The sequence below is a fragment of the Tenggerimyces flavus genome, assembly GCF_016907715.1.
GTDB classification, from domain to species: Bacteria; Actinomycetota; Actinomycetes; order Propionibacteriales; family Actinopolymorphaceae; genus Tenggerimyces; species Tenggerimyces flavus.
The window spans coordinates 8,311,045-8,335,666 of sequence record NZ_JAFBCM010000001.1 but is presented as its reverse complement, the minus strand read 5'-3'; the positions used below and the strand labels follow the sequence as shown (position 1 = coordinate 8,335,666).

Below are 24,622 nucleotides of genomic sequence, written 5' to 3'. Positions count from 1 at the left end.
ATGGGCGCGATCATCATCGTCGGGGGAACCTCCGGTCTGGGACTGGCCGTCGCCGAGCACTTCGTCGGGCAGGGCCGCGAGGTCGTCGTGACGGGCCGCGACCCCGACCGCGCCAAGTCGATCGCCGCGGAGCTCGGCGCGGCGGGCGGGCTCGGCTTCGACCTGTCCAAGCCGGAGCAGATCGCGCCCGCGCTGGCCGAGCTGGGAGCGGTCGACCACGTCGTGCTGATGGCGATCGAACGTGACGCGAACTCGGTCGGCGCCTACGACCTGACCCAGGCCCTGCAGCTGGTGACGATGAAGCTGGTCGGCTACACCGAGGTCGTGCACGCGCTGCAGGACAGGCTGTCCGAGCAGGGTTCGGTGCTGGTGTTCGGTGGTTTGGCGAAGGACCGCCCGTACCCGGGCTCGACGACCGTGTCGACCGTGAACGCCGGCGTGCTGGGGCTCACCCGGACGCTGGCGGTCGAGCTCGCTCCGATCCGCGTGAACTCACTGCATCCGGGCATCGTCGGTGACACCCCGTTCTGGAGCGACAAGCCGGCGGAGGTGCTCGAGGGTCACCGCAAGGTGACGTTGACAGGGCGTCTCACTGCGACGAAGGACATCGTCGGCGCGGTCGCGTTCCTGCTGGAGAACGCGTCCGCGAACGACGTCCACCTCAACCTCAACGGAGGCATCCGCTGGTAGTCGCGATGATCGGCACCGGCCGGATGGGTGCCGCGATGGTAGGCCGGCTGCGTGGCGCCGGTCATCCCGTGGTCGTGTGGAATCGCACGCCAGCAAGGGCGAAGGGCCTCGACGCCGACGTGGCCGCGACCGCTGCCGAGGCCGCGGCGGCGGCCGACGTGGTGCTGGTGTCGCTCGCCGACGACGCCGCGGTGCTCGCGATGTACGAGGGCCCGGACGGGCTCGTCGCCGGGCTGCGCCCGGGCACGATCGTCGTCGACACGAGCACGGTCGCGCCGGCAACGGTCCGGAAGGCAGCAGCGCTCGTCGCCGAGCGCGGAGCCGTGCTGCTCGACGCCCCAGTTTCCGGAAGTGTTCCGGTCGTCCAGCAGGGCGCGATCACGTTCCTCGTCGGCGGTCCGGCTGACGCGTTGGACAAGGTGCGGCCGATACTTTCGGCGTTCGCCACCCGGATCTTCCACCTCGGCGACGTGGGTTCCGGTGCGACGATGAAACTTTCGGTCAACTCCGTCGTCTACGGGCTGAACCAGTCGGTCGCCGAGGCGCTCGTGCTCGCCGAGAAGGCCGGCGTGGAGCGGGCGGTGGCGTACGAGGTGTTCGCCAACAGCGCGATCTCGGCGCCGTTCGTGCACTACAAGCGCGAGAGTTTCGAACGGCCCGCCGAAACTCCCGCCGCGTTCATGCTCCAGCTCGTCGTGAAGGACCTCGACCTGATCGGCGCGCTCGCGGACGAGGTCGGCGCGCGGATGGACCAGCGGGCGACCAACCGGAAGCTCGCCGCCGAGGCGCTCGCCGACGGGCTGGGGGAGCGCGATCTGAGCGTGGTCGCGGAGTTCCTACGCCGCCAGCACGAGGCCGACGGTCAGTAGCGCGGAGAACGCCAACTCGGAGACGCCGGTGTCGCGCAGAACGGGGATCAACGCGCGCCCGGTGATGCCGCTGAGCATGATCCGGATGGGCCGAATCGCCAACGGGAGCGCGAGAAGCGCGAGTAGCACCCACCACGAGGTGGTGACCGCGAGCACGACGACCGCGACGTACCCGAGCGCCTGCAGCCCGACGTAGAACTGGCGGCTCGGCCCGTCGCCCATGACGACCGCGAGCGTGCGCTTGCCGCTCTCGGCGTCGGTCGGGATGTCGCGCACGTTGTTCGCGACGAGCAGCGAGCAGGTCAGCGCGCCGACCGCGATCGCGCCGGCGACCGAGGGCCAGGTGATGCCGCCCACTTGGACGAACGTCGTGCCGAGCACCGCGACGAGGCCGAAGAACACGAAGACCGAAACCTCGCCGAGCGCGCGATAGCCGTACGGGCGATCCCCGCCGGTGTAGAACCACGCGGCGGCGATCGCGACCGCGCCGACCGCGATCAGCCAGATCGCGCTGGTGAGCGCCAGCACGAGGCCGGCTACGGCGGCGACGGCGAAGCAGACGAACGCGGCGGTCCGTACGGCTGTGGGCGTGGCGACGCCGGAGCCAACCAGACGCAGCGGGCCGACCCGCTGGTCGTCGGTGCCGCGGATCCCGTCGGAGTAGTCGTTCGCGTAGTTGCAGCCGACCTGGATCGCGACGGACACGACCAGTGCCAGCAGCGCCTTCCACCACACGAAGCCGTCCGCCGCCGCGGCCGCGCCGGAACCGACGAGCACGGGCGCGATCGAGGCCGACCAGGTCCGCAGCCGCGCACCCTCGAACCATTCACCAGGAGTCGCCACGATTTCATCCTGTCAACTCGGCTCCGCCGCGCACCACCCTGGGTGCTCCTGGGTCCTCCTGGATGGCTCCCTAGCCGGCCAATGATCATGTTCACATGATCATTTGCCGCTCTACGTGGGATACACCCCGCGTAGGGCACCCACTCGCCAGGTAAAGCGGCATCGGTGTCTCTCCGCCAGCACCCCGGCTTACGCAACAGGCCTACGGGTGGCCGGCGTGGGGTGCGGGTGCCTGCCAGGTGCTGACGATGCCGGTCTCGGGCCCGGTGGTGAGGCGTTCGATGTTCTGCTCGAAGCCCTCGTCCATCCGCCATTCGGCCGACAGCATGAAGAGCGTGCGGCCGTCCTCACCACCCAGCGTGCAGGCGAATCCGAAGCGGTCCAGCGGCACCGTCGCCAGGAGTTCGCCACCCTCGGCCACGCGCACGCAGACGGGCTTGCCGTCCGCGGTCATGCACGGCGTCCATACCGCACCCTCGGCGTCGAGCACGATGCCGTCGGCCATGGCCTTAGCCCACACGCGCCGGTTCGCCAGGCCGCCGTCCGGCTCGATGTCGAACGCGGTCAGGAGGCCCGCGAACGACTCCGCCACGATCAGCGTCGACCCGTCCGCTGTGACCGCCATGCCGTTCGGGAACGCGAGCCCGTCGGCGACCTTGCGCACGGCACCATCCGAGGTGACCAACGCGATGTACCCCGGCGCCTCGCCCTCGTCGGGGTGGAAGTCCGTTCCGCCGTTGACGTACACGTTTCCGCGACCGTCCACCACGATCTCGTTCAGCCCACCGCCGACGTCCGCGAAGTCGACCAGCGAACCGTCCGGCTCCTGGCGCAGCACCCGGCCGGATGGTCCCGCGGCCACCAGCAGCGTGCCGTCGGGCAGCCAGTCGAAGCAGAACGGGATCGTCACCGGCACCCGCGCCATGACCTCGGTCGAACCGTCGGCGTCGACGGCGAGGATGTCGTGCGTACCCCAGTTCGACAGCCACAGCCGGCCATCGTGCCACCGTGCGGACTCTCCGATCTTCAGACCGGTCACCAGAATGTCGCTCATCGGAGCCTCCCTCGTCACCGTTCACACGAACGGCAGGGGCCCGGATCGACAGGGTCAGAGAATTCGCAGCGCCGGCCGGTCGACCTTGCCGGACGGGAGCAGCGGCAGTTTGTCGATGACGACCAGCTCGCGAGGTGCGTGCGTACGTGGCAACGACTCCGCCACGTGGTCGCGGACCGCCGCGAGCGTGGGCGCCGGAACGTCCTTGTGCAGCACGAGGTGCGCGACCACCCGCGTGCCCCACTCGTCGTCCGGAACGCCGACCGCGGCCGCTTCGGCCACGCCGGGCAGGGTGGCGAGCGCGTGCTCGACCGCCGTCAAGGGGATGTTGACGCCGCCGGAGATCACCACGTCGTCGACCCGGCCGAGGATCCGCAGCACACCGTCGGCGTCGAGCTCGCCGAGGTCGCCGGTGCGATGCCAGCCGTCGACCAGCGCCTCGGCGGTCAGGTCCGGCCGCAGCCGGTAGCCGGCGAACAGCACCGGCCCGCCGATCAGCACCCGCCCGTCGGCGTCGAGCCGGACCTCGACGTCGCGCAGCGGGCGGCCGTCGTACACGCAGCCTCCGGAAGTTTCGGTCATCCCGTACGACCGGACGACCGCCACGCCCGCCTCCTCGGCCCGGGAACGCAGGCTCGGCGGCGTGGACCCGCCGCCGAGCAGGATCGCGTCGTACGACCGCAGCGCGTCGGTCGCGGCGGCGTCGGCCAGCAGCCGCGCCAGCTGGGTTGGGACGAGCGACACATACCTACGCGTGCTGTCAGACAGGCGTTTCGAGGCGGCGACGAACGAGTCCGCCGTGAGCTTCTCCTCGAGGACCGTCGGCTCGGTCCCCGCGACGATGCCGCGAACCAGCACCTGCAGGCCGGCGACCCGCGTCGGTGGCAGTGCGAGCAGCCAGCTGCCCGGTCCGCCGAGCCGTTCGTGGGTCGCGTACGCCGAATGCAGCAGCGCCGACGCGGGCAGCAGCGCCGCCTTCGGCTCGCCCGTCGAACCCGAGGTCGGAAGGATCGCGGCGATGCCCGGAAGTTCCAGCGGAGTCTCGGGAGCGAGAACGTCGAGCAACCGTTTCCGCTCTTGGCCAGATGCCACCGGAGCGACTGCCGAGCCGCCATCGAGCGCGGACCGTAAGGGCGCGAGCACGGCTTGTGCGTCGAACGGAGTCGACGCGACCTCAATCACGTAAAGGTCACGATCGATCCCGGTCACGTGTCTAGGCTACGAGGGGAGTTCGTGACAGTCTGTAGCGCTATCACCATTTCACTGGTCAAAACGGCACGGGCTGGACGAAGCAGGAGGCTGCGGTAATGGTCACGCGTGGGGACGGGACCCCTCTCGTCTTCGCGATCGGCATGCGTACCCGGTTCCGGGGCATCGAGGTCCGCGAAGGCGTGCTGCTGCGCGGCCGCGCTGGCTGGGGCGAGTTCAGCCCGTTCTGGGACTACGACGCCGCCGAGTGCGTGCCCTGGCTCCGCGCCGCTCGCGAGGCGGCCGACGAGGGCTGGCCCGCGGCGGTGCGTACGAGCGTCCCGGTCAACTGCACGATCCCCGCCGTCGGCCCCGAAGCCGCCCAGGCGGTCGTCGCCGCGAGCGCCGGCTGCCGGACCGCGAAGATCAAGGTCGCGGAGCCGGGGCAGACCGAGGCGGACGACCTGGCTCGGGTCGAGGCCGTCCGCGATGCGCTCGGTCCGGGCGGCAGGATCCGCGTCGACGCCAACGGTCTGTGGGACGTCGACACCGCCGTCCGCATGACGCGCCTGCTCGACAAGGCGGCTGGTGGGCTGGAGTACGTCGAACAGCCCTGTCGCACGGTCGAAGAGCTGGCCGTTGTGCGCGCGCACATCGAGGTGCCTGTCGCGGCGGACGAGTCGATCCGGCGGGCGGCCGACCCATACCGCGTGGTCGAGCTCGATGCGGCCGACGTCGCCGTGCTTAAGGTCCAGCCGCTCGGGGGAGTCCGGGCCTGCCTGGAGATCGCCGCGCGGATCGGGCTACCGGTAGTCGTGTCCAGTGCGCTCGAAACTTCCGTAGGTATTTCGGCCGGCTTGGCACTTGCAGCCGCCCTGCCGGAACTTCCGTACGCCTGCGGGCTCGCGACCGGTGCGTTGCTGACCGGTGACGTCGTCGACGCGCCGTTCACCGTGGTCGACGGGGCCTTACCGGTAGCTCGACCGGAACTTGCGGAAGTTCCGGCCGCAGCTCCGGAAACGATGGCGCGCTGGACCGAGCGCCTCGCCGCGGTGGAGGCGCTCGCGTGAACCCGTCGACCGCCCTCGCCCGCGTGCTCGTCGACGAGCTCTGCCGGGTTGGCGTCCGCGAGGCGGTCATCGCCCCAGGGTCGCGGAACGCCGCGCTCGCCTTCGCCCTGCACGCCGCCGACGAAGAGGGACGGCTCCGGCTGCACGTCCGCATCGACGAACGCAGTGCCTCGTTTCTCGCGCTGGGCTTGTCGAAAGTCAGCCGCCGGCCGGTTCCCGTCGTGTGTACGTCGGGTACGGCGGCGGCCAACCTGCACCCGGCCGTGCTCGAGGCGTTCCACACCGGCGTACCGCTGATCGTGATGACCGCCGACCGTCCGGGCGACCTGCGCGGCGTCGGCGCGAACCAGACGACGGACCAGGTGAAACTTTTCGGTGACGCGGTCCGGATGTTCCACGACGTTCCGGCGCCGGAGCGTCGGACGGGCCAGAACGCGTACTGGCGCGAGCTCGTCGGCCGCGCCGTCTCTACCGCGCGCGGCTTCCGCGACCGCGATCCGGGGCCGGTGCATCTGAACATCGCGTTCCGCGAGCCGCTCGTGCCCGACGACTCGGCGGCGCGCCCGTGGCCGGAGTCGCTCGACGGCCGGCCCGACGGAGCGCGGTGGACGCGGGTCGAACGGCTCGTCACCGATCGGATCTCCTGGCTCGAGGCCGGCCCGCGGACCGTGGTCATCGCCGGTGACGGCGCGGACGCGCAGGCCCGGTGGCTCGCGGAAACAGCGGGGTGGCCGCTGCTCGCGGAGCCGACGAGCGGTGCGCGTTCCGGGCCGAACGCGTTGGGTCCGTACCAGCTGCTGCTGCGCGCGGACACGAGGCTGGCGCAGGCGATTGAAAGGGTCGTGGTCTATGGACGGCCGACGCTGTCGCGGCCGATCACCCGACTGCTGGCGCGCGAGAACATCGAGCTGGTGATGGTCGCGCGGCGGCCGTCGTGGCCGGATCCGGGGCACAACGCGTCGCTGATCGCGGCGACCGTGGCGTTGGAGGGAACGGTCGACGGGGCTGGACGTTCGGAGCCGGACGAATGGCTCGCCGCGTGGCTGTCGGTCGACGCGGCCGCGCGGATCTCCGTCGACAAGGTGCTGGCCGACGAGCCGACGCTGACCGGCCTGCACGTCGCACGCGAGGTCGCGGCACAGCTGCCCGGCGGCGGCCTGCTGGTGGCGGGCTCGTCCAACCCGATCCGCGACCTCGACATCGCCGCGATGCCGTGGGACAACCGGCTCGTCGACGACGCGGGCAGGATCGACCCGCGCGACCACCGCCGGGTGATGGCGAACCGCGGGCTCGCCGGCATCGACGGCACGGTGTCGACCGCGATCGGCTCCGCGCTCGTGCACCGGCTCGGCCCGGCGTACGCGCTGGTGGGCGATCTGACGTTCCTGCACGACGCGAACGGGCTGGTGCGCGGACCGTACGAGGCGCGGCCGGATCTCACCATCGTGGTGGTGAACGACGACGGCGGCGGGATCTTCACGACGCTCGAGCAGGGCGCGCCGGAGTACTCCGACGCGTTCGACCGCGTCTTCGGCACGCCCCACGGCGTCGACCTCGCGGCGTTGGCGGCGGCGACCCGGACCCCGTTCGCCCGGGTGCGCAACCTGTCCGAGCTGCGCGGAGCCTTGTCCCGCGCGCGGGGTCTGCGGATCGTCGAGGTGCCGGTGGACCGTTCGGGCCTCCGCGACCTGCACGCCCGCCTCGCCGCCGCCGTGTCCGACGCGATCGCCGACTAGAACCTCCTTGCGGCGTTGGCCGCGTCCTCCTCGGCCTGTCGCATGGCCTTGTCTGGGTCGCCCGTGAGTGTCGGGTGGTACCGGATCTCGCGGAGGTCGTCGATGCCGGTCCAGCGCAGCCAGTCGTTGAAGAACGTGGACTGGAAGTCCACGCCGAACGCGCTGGACTTGTCCGGTCCCCACACCGCGCTGGTGTAGATGATGGCGGCGCGTTTGCCCTTGCCCGCAAGGAGATGCTCGTAGCCATCGTACGGGTCGACGCCGAAGATCATGCCAGGTTGGGAGATCACGTCGATCAGTTGTTTGAGGATGTACGGGATGCCGGCGTTCCACATCGGGACGCTGAACAGCAGGCGGTCGGCCGAGTCGAACCGGGCGAACGTCTCCTCCGCTCTCGCCCAGTAGCGCGCCTGCTCGCCGGTGGGCGTCTGGCCGGCGAAGACGGTCATCTTGGCGTGCGCGGCGGCGGGGCCGAAGTCGGGCAGCGAGCCGTCCCAGAGGTCCCAGTGCTCGACGGTCGCGTCGGGCTGGGCGTCGGCGTAGGCAGCGAGGAACGTCCGGGCGATCCGCAGCGACGCGGAGGCCTCGCCCCGAGGCGAGGCGGAGAGGTGCAGCAGTTTGGTCATGTGTGACACAAGCGGACTCTGGTCCGATTCTATTCCCATGCGGTCGCCGACGTGGGAATGGCAGGGTGGAGCATGCGCTGCGAGACGACGAGTGATCCGAACGCGTTCTGGGAGCTGGCCGGTGAGTTCCTGCTCTCCGATCCAGTCCGGCACAACATGATCACGACGAACGTCTGGTCCCGCCGCGGCGGTGTTCGCGAAGGGGAGGAGCCGCTGTTCGTCGCGGTCCTCGACGGTGACGAGGTCGTCGGCGCGGGGATGCGGACGAAGCCGTTCCCGCTGACCACGACGCCGATGAGCGAGCAGGCGGTCGCCACGCTGGTCGAGGAGGTCTGGCCGGTGGCGGGCGACTCGAGCGGCGTCGCGGGCCCGGTCGAGACCGTACGGCCGCTCGCCGAGCGCTGGTCCGCCAAGGCGGGCAAGGAACTCGTCGTCACCTCGCGCCAACGGCTGCACCGCCTCGACGAGGTCGCGCCCGTTCCGTCGCCGCCCGGCACCTGGCGCCACGCGACGAAGGACGACCGCGAGCTGCTGGTCGAGTGGAACGTCGCGTTCCACGAGGACGTGGGCATGCGTCCGCCGCTCGACCCCGCCCATGGGATCGACGCGAAGATCGAAGCCGGGCACGCGTTCTTCTGGGAGGACGGCGGCGAGCACGTCTCCCACGTCGCCACCCACGAGCCCGTCGCCGGCGTCAGCCGAGTGGGCCCGGTCTACACGCCGACAGAACGCCGCGGGCGTGGGTACGCGACCGCGCTGACCGCCGTCGTCAGTCAGCTGCTGCTCGACAACGGTTCGATGGCCTGCTCGCTCTACACCGACCTCGCGAACCCCACGTCGAACAAGATCTACGCGGCCATCGGCTATATCCCCGTGCTCGATGTCGAGGTCTACACGTATGCTTGAACCTGTCGTCAACTGAGGAGTTCATTTGTGACCTGGTGAGAAAGCCGACCCTGCGGACACGTGTGTCCGCTCGTTCTCGCATCTCACCGGAGTGTCATGTCCCTCGGAACTATTCATATTCGCGACGTCCAACTTCACCTCGGCCCGCAGGCCGTGCTCGCTGGCGTGTCCGCGGTCATCGGCCCTGGCGTCCGCCTCGCCATCGTCGGGCCGAACGGCGTGGGCAAGACCACACTGCTCCGCCTCGCCGCCGGTGAGCTCACCCCTGACGAGGGTGCGGTCGACCGGCGGCCGACGACCGCGACCGTCGGTCTGTTGCCGCAGGAACGTGACGCCAGGCAAGGCGAAACGCTGCGCGCGTACCTCGCCCGCCGCACCGGCGTAGCGGCCGCCGAGAACGAGCTCGATGCCGCGACGACCGACCTCGCCGCCGGCGCTGCTGGCGCGGACGACCGGTACGCGCTCGCGCTCGACCGCTACCTGAACCTCGGTGCGGCCGACCTCGACGCTCGCGCGCCGGCCGTCCTCGCCGACCTCGGCCTCGATCCGGAGAGGCTGCCGTCGCCGGTCGAGGGCCTGTCCGGCGGGCAGCTCGCGAGGCTGGCGTTGGCGTCGGTTCTGCTTGCCCGCTTCGACGTTCTGCTGCTCGACGAGCCGACGAACGACCTCGACCTCGCCGGCCTCGAGCGCCTGGAGAGCTTCGTGCTCAGCCGAGACGGCGGCGTCGGGCTGGTGTCGCACGACCGCGCGTTCCTGGAACGGGTCGCTTCGGACGTGTTGGAGATCGACCAGTTCAGCCGGCGGGGGAAGGTCTACGGCGGCGGATTCGCCGCGTACGTTGAGGAAAGAGCCCGAGCGCGAGCGCAGGCACAGGAGGCGTACGACACGTACGCCGAGCAGCGCGACGCGCTGGTCGACCAGGCGCGCCGGCAGCGCGAGTGGGCGCGCCAGGGTGCGGAACGGGCGAAGAAGAGCGGCGAGACGGACAAGTTCATCCGGCACGCGGCCATCTCGGGAGCGCAGCGAATGGGTGCGTCGGCGGCTAAAGCCGATCGAAACTTAGAGCGACTCGAAGTTGTCGATGAGCCCAGAACTCCATGGGAGTTGAGGATTCGGCTCGACCAGGCACGACGTTCTGGCGAACGAGTGCTCGGACTGTCGGAGATGGTCGTGACACGGGGATCGTTCACGCTCGGCCCGGTGTCGTTGGACATCCGGTATGGCGACCGCGTGGCGGTCGTCGGTCCGAACGGCTCGGGCAAGTCGACGTTGATCTCCGTGCTGCTTGGCCGGTTGGCGCCGTCGTCGGGCACGCGGCACCTCGGTCGCGGCGTGGTCGTGGGTGAGATCGACCAGGTGATCCGCGGCGTCGCGGCGGACGAGACGTTGCTTGACGCGTTCCGTTCGGTCACCGCGCTGGACGAACCGGAGGCGCGCAGCCTGCTGGCGAAGTTCGGCCTGGAGGCGGACGACGTTCTGCGTCTCACCGGCTCGCTCTCGCCGGGCGAACGCACCCGCGCCGACCTCGCGCTGCTGATGGCGCGGCAGGCCAACCTACTGGTGCTGGACGAGCCGACCAACCACCTCGACCTCCCGGCGGTGGAGCAACTCGAGCAGGCCCTGGCCGCGTACGAGGGGACGATCGTCCTCGCCTCGCACGACCGGCACCTGCTGGAGGCGGTCCACGCCACCCACGTCCTGCACGTGTCCGACGGACAGGTGAGTGTCGAAGCGCGCTGAGCGTCGGATCAACGAAGTTGATGAGTCGCCCGCGGAACTGGCATTGGACGTCATGGCTCTCCTGGGCCATCGTGGAATTACGGACGAGCCGTGGAGCGGGCCAGCCCAGCGGAAACGGACCTCGAAACCACGGAATCGGACCTCGCGGAACCTGCGACTTGCGACTCCTTGAAACTGTGTCTATGGTACACAGTGTCCTAGGGACGCAGTTTTGCGAAGAGCTACGAGAAGGGCAGAACGATGAGCACAGGTGCGGGCAGGGTGACCAGCGAGTTGACGATCTCGGCCGACGGCTACGCGGCCGGGGTCAACCAGACCGAGCAGCGTCCGTTCGGTGAGGACGGCGGCGACGGCTGGGCCGACAAGCTGCACGGCTGGTACAACGACGACGACACGGCGACCACGGACATCGACCCGGCGGCGGCGCCCGGGGCGTTCATCATGGGCCGCAACATGTTCGGCCCGATCCGCGGCGAGTGGGACCGGCCGTGGACGGGGTGGTGGGGCGACAACCCGCCGTACCACGTCCCGGTGTTCGTGCTCACCCACCACGAGCGCGAGCCGCAGCCGATGGAGGGCGGGACCACGTTCTACTTCGTCACCGACGGCATCGAGTCGGCGCTGAAGCAGGCGCGTGAGGCGGCGGGCGACCGCGACGTCAGCGTCCAGGGTGGCGCACAGACCATCAACCAGTACCTTGCCGCCGGTCACCTCGACGAGCTGCGGCTGCACATCGCGCCGATGCTGCTCGGCGGTGGCTCCCGGCTGTTCGACGGCGTCCCGCTGCAGCACCTCGAGCAGGTGGAGTCGCGTACGGCGAAGAACGTCATCCACGTCACCTACCGCGTGCTGAAGGGGTGATCGCGATGCCTGACGCCGAGCTGCAGGCCTTCATCGACGACGTGGAGGTCGTGCTCGCGAAGACCGACGACCAGTACGAGATCACGAAGCTGCTCGCCGAGCGGCTGTCGGCTCTGCTGGCTTCGGGCTACCAACTCCCGCCGGCGTTCACGCGTCCGTCGCCGGAGCGGCACCTGAACTACCCGCTCTACCTCGCGCCGGACGAGAGCTGGTGCCTGGTGTCGGTGGTCTGGAACATGGGCCAGCGCACCCCCATCCACGGCCACGAAACCTGGGGCGTCGCGGGCGTGTACTCGGGCTCCGAGCGGGAGTTCCGCTACCTCAAGCCCGCGATCGCGGGAGAGGGCGGCCCACTCGAGCCGGCCGGCGAGGAGCAGTTCGAGCGCGGCCAGGTGACCGTGTGCTGCACGACCGACGACGACGTCCACTCGGTCGTGGCCGTCGGTGACGTGCCGACGATCGGGATCCACGTGTACGGCGGCAACATCGGCACCCTCAACCGCCCCGCCTACGACCCCGAGACCGGTGCGGTGCGGTGGTTCGTGTCGCCTTGGGATACGCCGACAGTGGATTAGGCAGCAGCCGCCGCACGCCCGCGGTCAGCCCTTGGCCGTGGACGCGCGGTGGCGGCGGGCTCGAAAGGTGGCGCACCCTGGAACAAACCCGCTGATGGGCCCGTTGTTACCGACGGGTAAGATATGCCCAGAGCGGGGCCTGAGGCCCAGGGAAGGACACCTTCATGCAGATGCCCGACCTTCCCGACCTGGGAGCGGCGGTCAGTGACGTCGCCAAATCCGTCAAGCCCAAGCTCCGCGGGTGGTTGCACGCCGGTACGTTCCCGCTCGCTGTCGCGGTCGGTGTCGTACTCGTCATCCTCGCCCCGAGCGTCGAGGCCAAGGTCGCGACCGCGATCTTCGCCGTCACCGCCGCCCTGCTGTTCGGCGTCAGCGCGCTCTACCACCGCGGCAAGTGGTCCCCCAAGGTCGCGGCCGTCCTGAGAAGGCTCGACCACGCCAACATCTTCCTGATCATCGCCGGCACCTACACGCCGTTCACGCTGCTACTCCTGCACGGCAACCAGGCCAAGATCCTGCTCAGCATCGTCTGGATCGGCGCGCTCATCGGCGTCGCGTTCCGCGTGCTCTGGCTCGGCGCTCCGCGGTGGCTCTACGTTCCGGTGTACGTCGCCCTCGGCTGGGCCGCCGCGTTCTGGCTGCCCGACTTCTGGGCCAACGGCAAGGCAGCGATCTTCTTCTCGATCATCGTCGGCGGCCTGCTCTACTCCGCCGGCGCGATCGTGTACGCCACGAAGAAGCCGAACCCCTCACCGAGGTGGTTCGGCTTCCACGAGGTCTTCCACGCCTTCACCGTCGCCGCGTTCGTCACCCACGTCGTCGGCGTCTCGCTGACCCTCTACGGCACGGCTTAGTCGAGTCCGGCTCGTCGAAGAAGCTCCCAGCACATCGGTCATGCAACTGACAGGCCGATGGCTCTCGAACCCGCGAAACTGAGCGAGCCGGACTCGACCAATGTGTGGCTAGGCGATGTACCAGCCCAAAGCGCGCGGCTCGAAGAAGAACGAGGGCTGCGACTCGCCGGGCCAGGTCGCCTCGTTCGTCGAGCCGCTGTCGATGCAGCCCTCGCCCCACCAGTAGCTCACCAGCTTGTCGGTGAAGTTCTTCGCCGAACGGACGACGTACGGCAGTTCCTCGCACGTCACCGGCGGGTTGACGTGCTTCGTGCCGGTGTAGTTCGGGCCTTCCCACACGCACAACTGCCCTTGCGCGCAGCTCGAATCCGCCGCCTGCGCGGGGATCGCGACCGCGACGAACGTCGTCGTCGCGGCGAGGACCAGGCTTGCTCCGACGGCGACAGCCGCCTTGCGAATACGCATCGAACGCCCCTCCCTAGTAGATGTAGCTGCTGATGGACCAGGCGGTCGGTACGTCGAGCCGCGGGCTCTCCTCGCCGGGTCGGAGTACGTCGTTCCACGTGCCGCTGAAGATGCAGTCCTCGCCGACCCAGAAGTTCGCGAGGGTGTCGGAGTAGTTCTTCGCCGACTGCGCGCCGTACCCGAGGTACGTGCACTCCGAGCGCTCCGGGTCGACGTGCTTCGTACCCGTGTAGTTGGCGCCCTCCCAGACGCACAGCGAGCCGGCCGGACAGCTGCTGTCCGACGCGAGTGCCGTGGATCCGGTCAGACCGGTGATCGTGAGGACCAGCCCGGCCGCGCCCGCGAGGGCGAGCGTCCGCAGCCGGCCAGGTGAGTTGCCCATGACCGCCTCCCCTGTGATGTGCAACGTGAGAAACCCAAGCTAGCGATCTGGAAAATTCCTCCGCAACCCTGGAAGACTGCGAATGAGACTTACATGCGGCCGGGAGGGGACAGCGAAGATGAGGCTGCGGATCGCGATCTGCGTGTTCGCGCTGCTTTCGGCGGTGGTGCCGGCGACGGCCCACGCCGAGCCGAACTGGGTCGAGTCGACGCTCGCGCGGATGACGTTGGAACAGAAGGTCGGGCAGCTGTTCAACGTGTACGTGTTCGGCTCTGACGCCACGAACCCGAGCGCGTCCGACCGCGCGCAGAACCTCCGCTACTACGGCCTCGAGACGCCCGCGGAGATCGTCGACCGCTACTCGCTCGGCGGCGCCACGTACTTCGTCTGGGCCAACAACCTGCCCGATCCTCGGCAGACCGCGGTGCTTTCGAACGGGCTGCAACGGGCCGCGCTCGGCAGCAGTGGCGCGCCGATGATGATCGCGACCGACGAGGAGCAGGGGTACGTCCATCGCCTGCCCGCTGCGGCGACGCTGTTTCCGGGCAGTATGGCGCTCGGCGCTTCAGGGAGCGCTTCCGACGCCTATCGGGCCGCCCAGGTGACCGGTGCGGAGCTGCGCGCGATGGGCATCCACGACGCGTACGCGCCCGTCGCCGACGTCCACCTGAACCCGATGAACCCGGTCACCGGCGTGCGCGCGTACTCCGACGACCCGCTGCTGGCGGCACGGCTGACGGCGGCTCAGGTGCTCGGCTTCCAGCAGGGAGCGAACGTGGTGGCGACGCCGAAGACGTTCCCCGGGCACGGCGACACCGACAAGGACAGCCACGTCGTGCTGCCCGTGATCGACCACACGCGGGCGGAGTGGGAGCGCCTCGACGCGCCGCCGTTCCGCGCCGCGATCGCCGCGGGTGTGGACACGCTGATGACCGCGCACGTGGTGTATCCGGGGCTCGATTCGTCGGGCGAGCCGGCGACGTTGTCGCGGACGATCCTCACCGAGCTGCTGCGGGGCGAGCTGGGCTTCGACGGCGTGGTGGTGACGGATGCGCTGAACATGCAGGGCGTACGGAACAAGTACCCGGACGACCGCGTCCCCGTGTTGGCTCTTCAGGCGGGCGCGGATGTGCTGCTGATGCCGCCGGACCTCGATGTGGCGTACTCCGCGGTGCTGGCGGCGGTGCGGTCGGGTGAGCTGACGGAGGCGCGGATCGACGCTTCGGTGCGGCGGATCCTTCAGCTGAAGGTGAAGCGGGGGTTGGTTGCTTCGCCTTACGTGTCTGAGAATGCGGCCGTCCGGGACGTGGGCTCGGCGGCTCACCTCGCGGTGGCGCAGCAGGTGGCAGACCGTACGGTGACGGCGGTGCGCAACGCCGACGGGGTGCTGCCCTGGTCGCCCGCCGGGCGGCGTGCGTTCGTGGTGGGCTTCGACAACGTGGCGAACAAGCCGATCGCGACGCTGGTGTCGTCGTTGACCACTTTGGGCGCCTCGGCCAGCGGGTTGGCGACGGGCATCCGGCCCTCGGACGCCCAGATCGCCTCGGCGGTGGCGGGAGCGGAGCAGGCGGATCTCGTTGTGGTGTTGACGAACCGGGCGTGGGAGCAGGTACTCAACGACCCCGACAAGCGCCAGGCACTGCTCGTCTCGTCGCTCCAGGCGACCGGCAAACCGGTGGTGGTCGCCGCGGTCCGCGACCCGTACGACCTGGCCGCCTTCCCCACGGTGCCGACCTACCTGGCGACGTACTCCGCGGCCCAGCCGTCGATGTCCGCCCTGGCCCGGGTCCTCACCGGCAGCGTGCGCCCACAGGGCAAGCTGCCGGTCCCCATCACCGCCCTCGACGACCCGTCCAAGGTGCTCTACAAGCGCGGCTTCGGCATGACCTGGTAACCCGCCCGCTAGGAGAGTCGGGGGACGGTTGTGTACCTCCACTGGTCTGCTTGGTAGGTCGCTTGCATGCCGACGGCTTCGTACAGACGGAGCGCGCCGGTGGCGTTGTCGACGTCGAGGGAGATTCGGGTCGTTCCGCGACGATAGAGGTCAGAGAAGGCGGTCTGGAGAAGCAACTTGGCCAACCCACGACCGCGGTGCGCGGTTCGAGTGCCGACCCAGCCGATCCAACCGTCCTGGTCCGGGAGTTGGCGCGCGATGACGGCCGCCGCGGGCACGCCCTCGCACTTGGCCAGGTACCAGAGGTCTGGGTCATGCCCGGTGGCGGCTTGCTCGTCTCTGAGGAACTGGCTGGCCTCCTTTAGGTGGTGGTCCCAGGTGCCGGCAAAGGCGGCTTCTAGCGTGGCGTGAACCTGCCGTTGCCCCGCGTCGTCGCTGGCCGCTTCGACGGAGGTGCCGGGCGGAGATGAAGGCCGAACCGGTGGCTCGGTGAGCTCCGCAACCAGGTGGCTGAAGCGCTGAACGGCCGTCCACCCACGATGGAGGAGTGCAGGCTCCGCGATCGCACCGGGAAGCTGCCAGGTCACAGCTGCTGCCTCCGACCACCGATGCGTCCGAGCGCCCATCCTTGCCTGCTGCTCGACCCAAGCAAGGAGGTCGTCGGCGACGCGTCGCGCGTGCGTCAGGTCGATTCCCAGTGTTGCGCGAACGTAGCGGCGCTCGTCGAGGCGTTCAAGTGTGGCGAAGCCCACCGGCCGGCCTTGTGGATCCAAGAGAATCCTGCTGTCTTCTCGCAGGTCGATGCCGGGCATTCCCAGGATCCGCGCGACATTTGTCTCTGTCGTCGTCGCCTGCCCGGTCTCGGCGAGATCCATGTCGCGGAGGAGGCCGAGCACGACGCGCGCGTCGTCGCGCGTGACGGCCCTATGACCGAACCCGCCGATTCTGCGTGCCACCCGCATGAGCCTATGCGCGCTCCCACCCGCCACGTCTCCAGCGAGGGAGGCGAGCCAATCCTTGCTGGCGGACCAAGGCCGCATCCTGCTTCCCTTGCGCCCATGAGTGCCGAAGGGGCGCATGAGCATGAGCCGCACAAGGAAGGGCTGGCCCAGCGGCTGAACTGGTTGCGGGCCGGGGTGCTGGGCGCGAACGACGGGATTGTCTCCGTTGCCGCCGTGGTGGTCGGGGTCGCCGGGGCCACCTCCTCGCGGCCGGCTGTGGTCACCGCCGGCCTCGCCGCGCTCGTTGGCGGGGCAGTGTCGATGGCGCTCGGGGAGTACGTCTCCGTCAGCAGCCAGCGGGACAGTGAGCGCGCGCTGATCGCGAAGGAGCAGGAAGAGCTCGAGGAGATGCCGAAGCAGGAGCTCGAGGAGCTCATCGGCATCTACGAGGAGAAGGGCCTCAGCCCCGAGACCGCCCGTACCGTGGCCGTCGAGCTGACCAAGCACGACGCGCTCGGTGCCTATCTCGAGGCCGAGCTCGGCCTCGACCAGGACGACGTCGTCAACCCCTGGCACGCCGCGTTCGCCTCGGCCGTCGCGTTCCTCACCGGCGGCCTGCTCCCGCTCCTCACGATCCTGCTGCCCGCGAACGCCCGCGTCCCCCGTCACCTTCGGAGCCGTCCTCGTGGCCCTCGCCATCACCGGCGCGACCGGCGCGGGCATAGGCGGCAGCTCCAAGCGCAAGGCCGCCACGAGAGTCGTCGTCGGCGGCGCGCTCGCGCTCGGCGTGACGTACGGGTTAGGCACTCTCCTCGGGACCACCGGGCTTGTCTGACCGGCGCCGCCGCAGCAGCCGCGTCACGAAGATCCCGAGCCCGACGGACACCACCGCCGCGACGCCGGTCTCGACCCGGTGCTCGCTCACCGTACGGCGGATCCGCGACAGTCCCTGCCGGACCGGCTGCTGCAACGTCTGGAAGTCCCGCTCGTCGTGCCCGAGATACCCGATCGCGATCGGCTCCGCCGCGCCGTTGTCACCTGCGTAGATGCGCACCCGCACGGTCGGCGCGATGCGTTCGTGCTCGTCGTCGTGCGGATGGTGCACCGGGTCGTGCACGACGATGCGCTCGCCGCCGTCCAGCTTGCCCGGGTGGTCGATCACCCACGTCTCCAGCAGCGCACGCGCGACCGCGGGCGCCGTGCGGGAGAACGTGTCCGAGTCCCGGGCCGTTCGCCGCCACGTCGTTCCGTCGTGGGTCGTCTCGATCTCGTACGTGTACCGCTGCCGCATATTCACTACCCTAGGCCGCCGCGCGCACCTACGCTGGCGAGCCGATGGAGCTTCTGAGACGCAGTGACATGAACGAGGTCGTCGAACAGTGGCTGTTCGCCGAGCTCGAGTCCTCCCGCTTCCAGGCCCAGCTCGAGGCGCTCCTCGACGGTGAGTCGCTGGACGATCCGGCCGTTCAGCTGCGCGTTCTCTCCATGTTCCGGCACCAGGACGTCCCGGAAGTGAAGGGCGCGACGTACGTCGACGGCCTCCCGGTGTCCGAGATCGACTGGTGGTGGGCGACGCTGGGCCGGGAGGAGCTCGCCGACGTTCTCTACATCGACTGGGAGTACTGGCTCGAGGTGACGAACGGCACCCGCAGGCCGGGCGACTTCCTCCGCCACCTCGAGCAGGAGCCGAACGACGCGATCGCCGCCATCGCCGCTGGCCTCCGCGCGGGCTCCAAGCCGCGGCCGATGATCTTCGTCGACGCCGGCCCCGGCACGCGCCTGGTCGTCGCCGAGGGGCACTTCCGGCTGACCGCGTACCTCCTCGCCGAGATCGACCAGGTCGACGTGATCCTCGGCCGCTCACCGCTGCTCGAGGACTGGCCGGATTACTAGAGCTTGCGGAACGTCTCCACGTGCAGTCCCTCGGCCTCGTAGATCGCCCGCAGGACGACGCCGTCGCCGATGCGGTCGGTCGACACCAGCTGCTCGAGGGGCGCCGAGCCCAGCCCGTCGTGGTAGCAGTCGAGGGCCGCACGCTTCGCCGCGGCGGACGCGTCCGGCGACTCGATCGCCAGCACGTCGCCGGTCACGCCGCGGACGCCGCCGTCGCCGATCGCCTTGCCCGGCGCCAACGAGGCGAGACGCGAGGTGCCCGCCTCGAAGGCCCATTGACGTACGCAAGCGCCCAGGCCGAGGACCGTGGGCGGCAAGGCCGCAGCCACCGCCTCGTGCATGCGAACGTGGTCGGGATGGTTCGTCACGCCGTCCGGTCCGACGGTGATCACCACGTCCGCAGTGGCCGCTGTCAACACGTCCTTGACAGCCCGAACGACGTCCACCAAAGGCGCGTGCGCGAGCGATCCCGGCACCCCGCGCGGCACCAGGTCCTGCCACGGACCGACCCGCGAGCCAACCTCGACGCCCAACGCGGCGCAGGCCGACGCGTACGCGTCCATCCGACGCGGACCGAGAGCCTCGCCGGCCGAGAACGTCACCAGCCGGACGTCGCAGCCGTGCGAGGCGTACGTCGCCAACGTCGAGCCGGCGAAGAAGGATTCGTCATCTGGGTGGGCGAAAAGGCCCAACACCCGAGTCGAGGAGCCACGCGGCAGCGGCAGCAAGGCTCAGGTCTCCAGCGCGTCGCGGATCGGCACCAGCTTCGCCTGGGTCTCCGCGAGCTCGGAGTCCGGTACTGAGTCCGCGACGATCCCGCACCCGGCGAACAGCCGTAGCCGCGACGGATCCGAGGGCGACACCTCGGCGCAGCGCAACGCGATGCCCCACTCGCCGTTCCCGGCCGCGTCGAGCCAGCCGACCGGCCCGGCGTACCGGCCCCGGTCCATCTGCTCCAGCTCGGCGATCAGCGAAAGCGCAACGGGGGTTGGCGTTCCGCACACCGCGGCCGACGGGTGCAGCGCAGCGGCGAGCTGCAGCGACGACGAGTCGTCGGACACGACGCCGGCGATGTCAGTGGCGAGGTGCATGACGTTCGGCAGGTGCAGGACGAACGGAGACTCCGGCACGTTGATGCTCGTGCAGTGTGCGTCGAGCGCCTCGGCGACGGAACGGACCGCGTACTCGTGCTCCTCCAGGTCCTTCGACGACCGCGCCAACGAGGCCGCCAACGCCAGGTCGTGCGCGTCGTCGTCGGACCGCCGGATCGTCCCCGCCAGCACGCGGGAGGTGACGAGGCCGTCCTCGAGCCGGACGAGCATCTCGGGGGTCGCGCCGAACAGGCCGCGGACGGAGTACGTCCAGCAGGCGGGGTACTGCTCGGCCAGGCGGTTGAGCGGCCACCTGAGGTCGAGCGGGGCATCCAGCTCGGCGAGCAGGTCGCGGGCCAGCACGACCTTGTCGAGCTCGCCCGCGTTGATCCGCTTGACGGCGTCGGCCACGACGCCGACCCACTCGGTCCCGGTCAGGGCGCCGTCGGCGAACGACACGTCGTTCGGGCGCTCGACGGGGGCGGCGGCCTCGGCCAGGGTGTCGAGGCGGGGGACGAGCGGCAGCGCGGGCTCGACGGCGACCGTTGTCAACCAGGACTTGCCACTGCGCCGGCCGACGACGACGTTCGGTACGACAAGCGACGAATCCCCTGGTGTGGAAGCGAAAGCGAACGAGCCGAAGCCGACGAGCCCGGTGCCCGGTGCGGACACCTCATCTCGTACCGCCGCGGCGGCGACCAGATCCTCCCACCAGGCAACGGCATCCTCGAAGCGCGTCGGCCCGGAGGCGTCGAACCGCACGGCCTCGCCGATCCCGATGAACCCCTCACCGCGGCGCGTCCAGACCGTCGCCCCGTCGCGAGGCAGCAGGTCCATCAGCTGCACGTCGTGCTGGAGCTCGACCGTCCGGACCACGAGCCGGGGAGCCGCACTCGGATACTCGCCCTGTCGCAGCGCTGGCGTACTCGTCACGGCTCTCAGCGTAGGACGGACTCCGTTCGATGCGACGGGGGAGGCCGTGAGACATTGACCACGTGAGCCGTCCCAGCCTGGAGAAGAGCCCGCAGGACGTGGCCGCGATGTTCGACGACGTCGCGCCGCGCTACGACCTGGTCAACGACGTGTTGTCGCTCGGCCAGGACCGGCTGTGGCGCCGCGCCACGGTGCGGGCCGTCGACGCCCGGCCGGGCGAACGGGTGCTCGACCTCGCCGCCGGAACGGGTACGTCGACGCAGCCGATCGAGGACGACGGCGCGTTCGTCGTGCCGTGCGACTTCTCGCTCGGGATGCTCGAGACCGGCAAGCAGGTAAGGCCGTGGCTCCCGTTCGTCGCCGGCGACGCCCTCGCGCTGCCGTTCGCCGACGGGTGCTTCGACGCGGTGACGATCTCGTTCGGCATCCGGAACTTCGCCGACGTCCCGGCCGCGCTGGAGGAGCTGCGCCGCGTCACCCAGCCTGGCGGGCGGCTGGTGATCTGCGAGTTCAGCCAGCCCACGTTCGCGCCGTTCCGGACGGTGTACACGGAGTACCTCATGCGCGCGCTGCCCACGGTGGCGAGGGCGATCTCGTCGAGCCCGGACTCCTACGTCTACCTGGCCGAATCCATCCGCGCCTGGCCCGACCAGCAGGGCCTCGGCGCCCTCATCGGCGAAGCCGGCTGGACCGCAGTCCAGTGGCGCAATCTCTCCGGCGGCATCGTCGCCCTGCATCGGGGGACGGCCGCCTGACCTGGGCCGAAGGAGCAGGAATGTTCGACCGCATCACTGTCGAGCCCGGGAAGATGGACGGCCGGCCGTGCGTCAGGGGGATCCGGCTCACGGTTGCCCAACGTCGTACGGCTGGTCGCTGCCGACTGGACATCCGATCAGATCCTGGCTGAGTTTCCCGACCTCGAGCGCGAGGACATCCGTCAGGCTCTGTTGTACGCGGCCGACTCGGCGGAGGTTGCGCTCCTCCCGCGTCATGACTCCGCGTGAGATGTTCTGGTCGACCAGAACATCGCGCACCGGCTCTGTCGACCACTCGAGTCCGCTGGTCACGACGTCGTGCATGTTCCTGACCTCGCACTTCACGAGGCCGAGGATGTCCTGCTCGCAGCAACCAGAGCGGAGGCCTTCGGTCATTCTCACGCGAGCGATCTTGGAGATGCCGGCGCCTGAGATGGCCGAGCTTCTGTTGGCGAACCTGGACGCGATCGAGGACGTCCTAGCCGCCGGGCGCCATAGTTGCTGTCACCCGACGCGGCATGCGAGTGCGCCGGCTACCCATCGGCTGAACCCTCGTCGCCCGTGATCATGTACGTGATCGTGAAGCCAAACTGGTCGTATACGGCGGGTTTGCCTTCATGATCACGTACATGATCACGGGACAGGGCGCGCCGAGGGTTGGGTGAGGGGCACCCTGGTCCCATAGGTTCGGACCGGGGTGCCCCCGACCCAGTCCAGCGGTCGCTCGTGATGGCCTCATCGGGGGACGGCTGGGTGACGTTTCGGATGCGGCCCATCGGGAACGGTTTCCCTCATAGAGGGAGGCCAACCATGCCGCTTCGAGCACGAGGGACGCACCGCAGGCACGTCGATCGGGACGCGATGCGGGAAGAACACGTCGAACGCGTCGCTGCCTACGAGTCGCCGTACAACCCGCGCCACCTGCGCCCGCTCGACGAGAAGGTCGTCGACGACCACCACCAGGTGCCGCGCGAACAGGTCGAGGCTGTCCGGACCTGGATGGAGTCGCCACGCGCCACCGGCGAGCAGTAACCCCACCGAGCAAAACGGGCGAAAGCCCCCATCGGATCCCTTTCCCGATGGGGGCTTTTCCGCAACATATAGATCGCGTAAATCCGCAGGTCAGCAACGGTGTGGGCGGTTTACCCAGTCCTTGAACGACCCTTTAGACTGTCCCTCGTCAGGGTCTCGTGAACTGCTTCACAATCTCACAGCCTCGAACCTCACGCACCAGTGCTGAAGGACCGATGAGCCGCACCAGCCCGCCGCAGCAGACCGCGCTCGATGCCGATGTCATCGTCGTAGGCGCAGGTCCGGCCGGGTCTACCGCCGCGTTTCACCTCGCCAGCACCGGCCTCGACGTCCTCGTGCTGGAGAAGACCAGCTTCCCCCGCGAGAAGGTCTGCGGCGACGGCCTGACCCCCCGCGCGGTCAAGAGCCTCGTCAGAATGGGCGTCGACACCAGCGAGGAAGCCGGCTGGCTGCACAACCACGGCCTGCGGATCTACGGCGGCGGCATGCGGCTGGAGATCCCCTGGCCGGATCTGGCCGAGTACGGCAACAAGGGCCTCGTCCGCCGCCGCCTCGACTTCGACGAGACGCTCGCCCGGCAGGCCGAGAAGGCAGGAGCCCGCCTCCAACAGGAGACGAACGTCACCGGCCCGGTCCGCGACGAACGCACCGGCCGCATCGTCGGCGTCACCGCCAAGCCCAAGGGCGGCGAGGAACGGACGTACACCGCCAATCTCGTCGTCGCCGCCGACGGCAACTCCAGCCGGCTGTCCGTCAAGGCCGGCAGGCAGCGCCTGGAGAACCGCCCGATGGGCGTCGCCGTACGCACGTACTTCGACAGCCCGCGGCACGACGACGACTGGCTGGAGTCCTGGCTCGAGCTCTGGGACGGCACGCCCGGCCAGAGCAACCTGCTCCCCGGGTACGGCTGGATCTTCGGCATGGGCGACGGCACCAGCAACGTCGGCCTCGGCCTGCTCAACACCACCAAGGGTTTCGCGAACGCCGACTACAAGGGCCTGCTGCACAGTTGGCTCCAAGGCCTTCCGGAAGAGTGGCAGTTCACCGAGGAGCACCAACAGGGCAAGGTCCTCGGCGCCGCTCTCCCGATGGGCTTCAACCGCAAGCCGCACTACGACGACGGCCTGCTGCTCGTCGGCGACGCCGGTGGCATGGTCAACCCGTTCAACGGCGAGGGCATCGCCTACGCGATGGAGTCCGCGGAGCTCGCGGCCGACGTCATCGCGCAAGCCCTCAGCCGCCCCGAGGGCGCTCTCAGGGAACGCGCGCTGCACAACTACCCGCGCGTTCTCAAGGACTGGTACGGCGGCTACTACACGCTCGGCCGCATCTTCGTGCACCTGATCGGAAACCCGAACGTCATGAAGATCGCGACCAGGCACGGGCTGCCGCACCCGCTGCTGATGAAGTTCACGATCAAGCTCCTCGCCAACCTCACCGACCCTCGGGGTGGCGACGCGATGGACCGACTGATCAACGCCATGTGCAAGCTCGCGCCGGCAGCCTAGGCCATGTTGCGAAAGGATCGCCTTGCGCGCGACACTCCGCATCCCGCCTGGCTGCGTTGCAGGCCGGCGGACGTACAGACGAGTACGACCTTGACCTGCCCCACACCCAGCCGGGCGCGCTCTATGAATTTCCTTGGGGCCGCGCGCCATCGCGCGGCGCGCGATGACCGGCGCTACTTTCGCAACACGACCTGGGGGTGGCGCGCAAGTGTCGATGAAGATCACTCCTAAGATGAGCGACCGACCCGCGACGACGCGGTCCGGGATCCCAGCAGCCAACGGGAGAGAGGCATGAACCTCTACCTGCCGATTCTCGTGCTCGCCATCCTGGGCGGCGGCTTTGTCGTCGTCTCCGTGGTGGCCGGCCTTCTGATGGGTCCGGTGCGCTACAACCGGGCCAAGGTCGACTCGTACGAGTGCGGTATCGAGCCCACCCCGCAGCCGATGGGCGGCGGCCGGTTCCCGGTGAAGTACTACATCACCGCGATGCTCTTCATCATCTTCGACATCGAGATCATCTTCCTCTACCCGTGGGCCGTCTCGTTCGACCAGATGGCGCTGTTCGGGCTGGTGGAGATGGTCCTGTTCATCCTCACAGTCTTCGTGGCGTACGCGTACGTCTGGCGCCGCGGCGGCCTCGAGTGGGACTAGCTATGAATGGTCGCGGATCGGCTCGCTCAGTTTCACTTCGCCGCGGTGGCGGGAGTGGAGCAGGC

At 69.5% G+C, this 24,622-nt stretch carries 28 protein-coding genes and 1 pseudogene; 19 read left to right on the top strand and 10 right to left on the bottom strand.

Annotation, left to right across the window (positions count from 1 at the left end):
• Positions 1–690, top strand: a complete 690-nt coding sequence (locus JOD67_RS38810) for an SDR family oxidoreductase (protein ID WP_205122641.1) — start codon at positions 1–3, stop codon at positions 688–690.
• Positions 691–695: 5 nt separating this feature from the next.
• Positions 696–1,559 (top strand): NAD(P)-dependent oxidoreductase, encoded by an 864-nt coding sequence (locus JOD67_RS38805; protein WP_239554255.1) that lies wholly within the window; start codon positions 696–698, stop codon positions 1,557–1,559.
• On the opposite strand, the gene JOD67_RS38800 is transcribed toward JOD67_RS38805, so the two are convergent.
• From JOD67_RS38800 to menE, 3 genes are all read right to left on the bottom strand, one after another.
• The gene (locus tag JOD67_RS38800; protein WP_205122640.1) at positions 1,527–2,402 is read right to left on the bottom strand and encodes a 1,4-dihydroxy-2-naphthoate polyprenyltransferase; all 876 of its coding nucleotides are present in this window, start codon (positions 2,400–2,402) and stop codon (positions 1,527–1,529) included. The genes JOD67_RS38805 and JOD67_RS38800 overlap by 33 nt on opposite strands.
• A gap of 202 nt (positions 2,403–2,604) precedes the next feature.
• Positions 2,605–3,456, bottom strand: a complete 852-nt coding sequence (locus JOD67_RS38795; protein WP_205122639.1) for an SMP-30/gluconolactonase/LRE family protein — start codon at positions 3,454–3,456, stop codon at positions 2,605–2,607.
• Between the two features lie 54 nt (positions 3,457–3,510).
• Positions 3,511–4,665 carry an o-succinylbenzoate--CoA ligase gene (gene menE / locus JOD67_RS38790; protein WP_307782708.1) on the bottom strand — a complete coding sequence of 385 codons (1,155 nt, stop codon included), beginning with the start codon at positions 4,663–4,665 and terminating at the stop codon, positions 3,511–3,513.
• 98 nt (positions 4,666–4,763) lie between these two features.
• Between menE and JOD67_RS38785 the strand changes: the two genes are divergently transcribed.
• Together JOD67_RS38785 and menD are read left to right on the top strand one after the other, a co-directional pair.
• The gene (locus JOD67_RS38785) at positions 4,764–5,714 is read left to right on the top strand and encodes an o-succinylbenzoate synthase (RefSeq protein WP_205122638.1); all 951 of its coding nucleotides are present in this window, start codon (positions 4,764–4,766) and stop codon (positions 5,712–5,714) included.
• Positions 5,711–7,450 (top strand): 2-succinyl-5-enolpyruvyl-6-hydroxy-3-cyclohexene-1-carboxylic-acid synthase, encoded by a 1,740-nt coding sequence (gene menD / locus JOD67_RS38780; RefSeq protein ID WP_205122637.1) that lies wholly within the window; start codon positions 5,711–5,713, stop codon positions 7,448–7,450. The genes JOD67_RS38785 and menD overlap by 4 nt, the downstream gene beginning before the upstream one ends.
• Here the strand turns inward: menD and JOD67_RS38775 are convergent.
• Positions 7,447–8,076, bottom strand: a complete 630-nt coding sequence (locus JOD67_RS38775) for an FMN-dependent NADH-azoreductase (RefSeq protein ID WP_205122636.1) — start codon at positions 8,074–8,076, stop codon at positions 7,447–7,449. The two genes, menD and JOD67_RS38775, sit on opposite strands and share 4 nt — an antisense overlap.
• Before the next feature lie 72 nt (positions 8,077–8,148).
• Between JOD67_RS38775 and JOD67_RS38770 the strand changes: the two genes are divergently transcribed.
• The 5 genes from JOD67_RS38770 (at position 8,149) to trhA (ending at position 13,012) form a co-directional block, all read left to right on the top strand.
• Positions 8,149–8,982, top strand: coding sequence for a GNAT family N-acetyltransferase (locus tag JOD67_RS38770; protein ID WP_205122635.1), 834 nt, complete (start codon positions 8,149–8,151; stop codon positions 8,980–8,982).
• Positions 8,983–9,078: 96 nt separating this feature from the next.
• Complete coding sequence (locus JOD67_RS38765; protein ID WP_205122634.1) at positions 9,079–10,722, top strand: ABC-F family ATP-binding cassette domain-containing protein; 1,644 nt, start codon at positions 9,079–9,081, stop codon at positions 10,720–10,722.
• Between the two features lie 240 nt (positions 10,723–10,962).
• Entirely contained in the window at positions 10,963–11,583 is a 621-nt protein-coding gene (locus tag JOD67_RS38760) for a dihydrofolate reductase family protein (RefSeq protein ID WP_205122633.1), read from the top strand.
• A gap of 5 nt (positions 11,584–11,588) precedes the next feature.
• The gene (locus JOD67_RS38755; protein ID WP_239554254.1) at positions 11,589–12,158 is read left to right on the top strand and encodes a cysteine dioxygenase family protein; all 570 of its coding nucleotides are present in this window, start codon (positions 11,589–11,591) and stop codon (positions 12,156–12,158) included.
• 164 nt (positions 12,159–12,322) lie between these two features.
• Positions 12,323–13,012: a PAQR family membrane homeostasis protein TrhA gene (gene trhA / locus JOD67_RS38750; RefSeq protein WP_239554253.1), complete on the top strand. Its 690-nt coding sequence runs from the start codon at positions 12,323–12,325 to the stop codon at positions 13,010–13,012.
• Between the two features lie 108 nt (positions 13,013–13,120).
• Here trhA and JOD67_RS38745 read toward each other — a convergent pair whose 3' ends face one another.
• Complete coding sequence (locus tag JOD67_RS38745; RefSeq protein ID WP_205122632.1) at positions 13,121–13,477, bottom strand: peptidase inhibitor family I36 protein; 357 nt, start codon at positions 13,475–13,477, stop codon at positions 13,121–13,123.
• Positions 13,478–13,490: 13 nt separating this feature from the next.
• Complete coding sequence (locus tag JOD67_RS38740) at positions 13,491–13,859, bottom strand: peptidase inhibitor family I36 protein (RefSeq protein WP_205122631.1); 369 nt, start codon at positions 13,857–13,859, stop codon at positions 13,491–13,493.
• 118 nt (positions 13,860–13,977) lie between these two features.
• On the opposite strand from JOD67_RS38740, the gene JOD67_RS38735 reads away from it, so the two are divergent.
• Entirely contained in the window at positions 13,978–15,753 is a 1,776-nt protein-coding gene (locus JOD67_RS38735) for a glycoside hydrolase family 3 protein (RefSeq protein WP_205122630.1), read from the top strand.
• A gap of 8 nt (positions 15,754–15,761) precedes the next feature.
• Here the strand turns inward: JOD67_RS38735 and JOD67_RS38730 are convergent, their stop codons facing one another.
• Entirely contained in the window at positions 15,762–16,379 is a 618-nt protein-coding gene (locus JOD67_RS38730; RefSeq protein ID WP_239556579.1) for a GNAT family N-acetyltransferase, read from the bottom strand.
• Between JOD67_RS38730 and JOD67_RS42300 the strand changes: the two are divergent.
• Both JOD67_RS42300 and JOD67_RS42610 read left to right on the top strand, forming a co-directional pair.
• Positions 16,293–17,282 (top strand): annotated as a pseudogene (locus JOD67_RS42300) (VIT1/CCC1 transporter family protein); the annotation flags it as partial. The gene JOD67_RS38730 and the pseudogene JOD67_RS42300 sit on opposite strands and share 87 nt — an antisense overlap.
• Before the next feature lie 97 nt (positions 17,283–17,379).
• Positions 17,380–17,529, top strand: a complete 150-nt coding sequence (locus JOD67_RS42610) for a hypothetical protein (RefSeq protein ID WP_372442357.1) — start codon at positions 17,380–17,382, stop codon at positions 17,527–17,529.
• On the opposite strand, the gene JOD67_RS38720 is transcribed toward JOD67_RS42610, so the two are convergent.
• Complete coding sequence (locus JOD67_RS38720; RefSeq protein WP_205122628.1) at positions 17,494–17,985, bottom strand: hypothetical protein; 492 nt, start codon at positions 17,983–17,985, stop codon at positions 17,494–17,496. The genes JOD67_RS42610 and JOD67_RS38720 overlap by 36 nt on opposite strands.
• Positions 17,986–18,053: 68 nt before the next feature.
• Here JOD67_RS38720 and JOD67_RS38715 point away from each other — a divergent pair, with 68 nt between their 5' ends.
• The gene (locus tag JOD67_RS38715; RefSeq protein WP_205122627.1) at positions 18,054–18,587 is read left to right on the top strand and encodes a hypothetical protein; all 534 of its coding nucleotides are present in this window, start codon (positions 18,054–18,056) and stop codon (positions 18,585–18,587) included.
• Here the strand turns inward: JOD67_RS38715 and JOD67_RS38710 are convergent.
• Both JOD67_RS38710 and JOD67_RS38705 read right to left on the bottom strand, forming a co-directional pair.
• Complete coding sequence (locus JOD67_RS38710; RefSeq protein WP_205122626.1) at positions 18,584–19,279, bottom strand: PIG-L family deacetylase; 696 nt, start codon at positions 19,277–19,279, stop codon at positions 18,584–18,586. The two genes, JOD67_RS38715 and JOD67_RS38710, sit on opposite strands and share 4 nt — an antisense overlap.
• Positions 19,280–19,318: 39 nt before the next feature.
• Complete coding sequence (locus JOD67_RS38705; RefSeq protein WP_205122625.1) at positions 19,319–20,611, bottom strand: isochorismate synthase; 1,293 nt, start codon at positions 20,609–20,611, stop codon at positions 19,319–19,321.
• Positions 20,612–20,673: 62 nt separating this feature from the next.
• On the opposite strand from JOD67_RS38705, the gene JOD67_RS38700 reads away from it, so the two are divergent.
• The 6 genes from JOD67_RS38700 (at position 20,674) to JOD67_RS38675 (ending at position 24,557) form a co-directional block, all read left to right on the top strand.
• Positions 20,674–21,366 (top strand): demethylmenaquinone methyltransferase, encoded by a 693-nt coding sequence (locus tag JOD67_RS38700; RefSeq protein WP_205122624.1) that lies wholly within the window; start codon positions 20,674–20,676, stop codon positions 21,364–21,366.
• Between the two features lie 93 nt (positions 21,367–21,459).
• On the top strand, positions 21,460–21,615 hold the full coding sequence (locus JOD67_RS42605; RefSeq protein ID WP_205122623.1) for a DUF433 domain-containing protein: 156 nt from the start codon (positions 21,460–21,462) through the stop codon (positions 21,613–21,615).
• Positions 21,616–21,621: 6 nt separating this feature from the next.
• Positions 21,622–21,798, top strand: a complete 177-nt coding sequence (locus tag JOD67_RS42600) for a hypothetical protein (protein ID WP_205123349.1) — start codon at positions 21,622–21,624, stop codon at positions 21,796–21,798.
• A 378-nt stretch (positions 21,799–22,176) separates the two neighbouring features.
• Positions 22,177–22,398 carry a hypothetical protein gene (locus JOD67_RS38685; protein WP_205122622.1) on the top strand — a complete coding sequence of 74 codons (222 nt, stop codon included), beginning with the start codon at positions 22,177–22,179 and terminating at the stop codon, positions 22,396–22,398.
• Positions 22,399–22,613: 215 nt separating this feature from the next.
• Positions 22,614–23,906 carry a geranylgeranyl reductase family protein gene (locus JOD67_RS38680; protein ID WP_205122621.1) on the top strand — a complete coding sequence of 431 codons (1,293 nt, stop codon included), beginning with the start codon at positions 22,614–22,616 and terminating at the stop codon, positions 23,904–23,906.
• 291 nt (positions 23,907–24,197) lie between these two features.
• Positions 24,198–24,557, top strand: coding sequence for an NADH-quinone oxidoreductase subunit A (locus tag JOD67_RS38675; protein WP_205122620.1), 360 nt, complete (start codon positions 24,198–24,200; stop codon positions 24,555–24,557).
• The last annotated feature ends 65 nt before the right edge of the window (positions 24,558–24,622 follow it).

Excerpts from the sequence above, each read along its gene's own strand:
- JOD67_RS38810 (WP_205122641.1), top strand. The coding sequence starts at position 1 with ATGGGCGCGATCATCATCGTCGGGGGAACCTCCGGTCTGGGACTGGCC.
- JOD67_RS38805 (WP_239554255.1), top strand. The coding sequence starts at position 696 with ATGATCGGCACCGGCCGGATGGGTGCCGCGATGGTAGGCCGGCTGCGT.
- JOD67_RS38795 (WP_205122639.1), bottom strand. The coding sequence starts at position 3,456 with ATGAGCGACATTCTGGTGACCGGTCTGAAGATCGGAGAGTCCGCACGG.
- JOD67_RS38785 (WP_205122638.1), top strand. The coding sequence starts at position 4,764 with ATGGTCACGCGTGGGGACGGGACCCCTCTCGTCTTCGCGATCGGCATG.
- JOD67_RS38775 (WP_205122636.1), bottom strand. The coding sequence starts at position 8,076 with ATGACCAAACTGCTGCACCTCTCCGCCTCGCCTCGGGGCGAGGCCTCC.
- JOD67_RS38770 (WP_205122635.1), top strand. The coding sequence starts at position 8,149 with ATGCGCTGCGAGACGACGAGTGATCCGAACGCGTTCTGGGAGCTGGCC.
- JOD67_RS38765 (WP_205122634.1), top strand. The coding sequence starts at position 9,079 with ATGTCCCTCGGAACTATTCATATTCGCGACGTCCAACTTCACCTCGGC.
- JOD67_RS38760 (WP_205122633.1), top strand. The coding sequence starts at position 10,963 with ATGAGCACAGGTGCGGGCAGGGTGACCAGCGAGTTGACGATCTCGGCC.
- JOD67_RS38755 (WP_239554254.1), top strand. The coding sequence starts at position 11,589 with ATGCCTGACGCCGAGCTGCAGGCCTTCATCGACGACGTGGAGGTCGTG.
- trhA (WP_239554253.1), top strand. The coding sequence starts at position 12,323 with ATGCAGATGCCCGACCTTCCCGACCTGGGAGCGGCGGTCAGTGACGTC.
- JOD67_RS38745 (WP_205122632.1), bottom strand. The coding sequence starts at position 13,477 with ATGCGTATTCGCAAGGCGGCTGTCGCCGTCGGAGCAAGCCTGGTCCTC.
- JOD67_RS38740 (WP_205122631.1), bottom strand. The coding sequence starts at position 13,859 with ATGGGCAACTCACCTGGCCGGCTGCGGACGCTCGCCCTCGCGGGCGCG.
- JOD67_RS38735 (WP_205122630.1), top strand. The coding sequence starts at position 13,978 with ATGAGGCTGCGGATCGCGATCTGCGTGTTCGCGCTGCTTTCGGCGGTG.
- JOD67_RS38730 (WP_239556579.1), bottom strand. The coding sequence starts at position 16,379 with ATGGGCGCTCGGACGCATCGGTGGTCGGAGGCAGCAGCTGTGACCTGG.
- JOD67_RS38720 (WP_205122628.1), bottom strand. The coding sequence starts at position 17,985 with ATGCGGCAGCGGTACACGTACGAGATCGAGACGACCCACGACGGAACG.
- JOD67_RS38715 (WP_205122627.1), top strand. The coding sequence starts at position 18,054 with ATGAACGAGGTCGTCGAACAGTGGCTGTTCGCCGAGCTCGAGTCCTCC.
- JOD67_RS38685 (WP_205122622.1), top strand. The coding sequence starts at position 22,177 with ATGCCGCTTCGAGCACGAGGGACGCACCGCAGGCACGTCGATCGGGAC.
- JOD67_RS38680 (WP_205122621.1), top strand. The coding sequence starts at position 22,614 with ATGAGCCGCACCAGCCCGCCGCAGCAGACCGCGCTCGATGCCGATGTC.
- JOD67_RS38675 (WP_205122620.1), top strand. The coding sequence starts at position 24,198 with ATGAACCTCTACCTGCCGATTCTCGTGCTCGCCATCCTGGGCGGCGGC.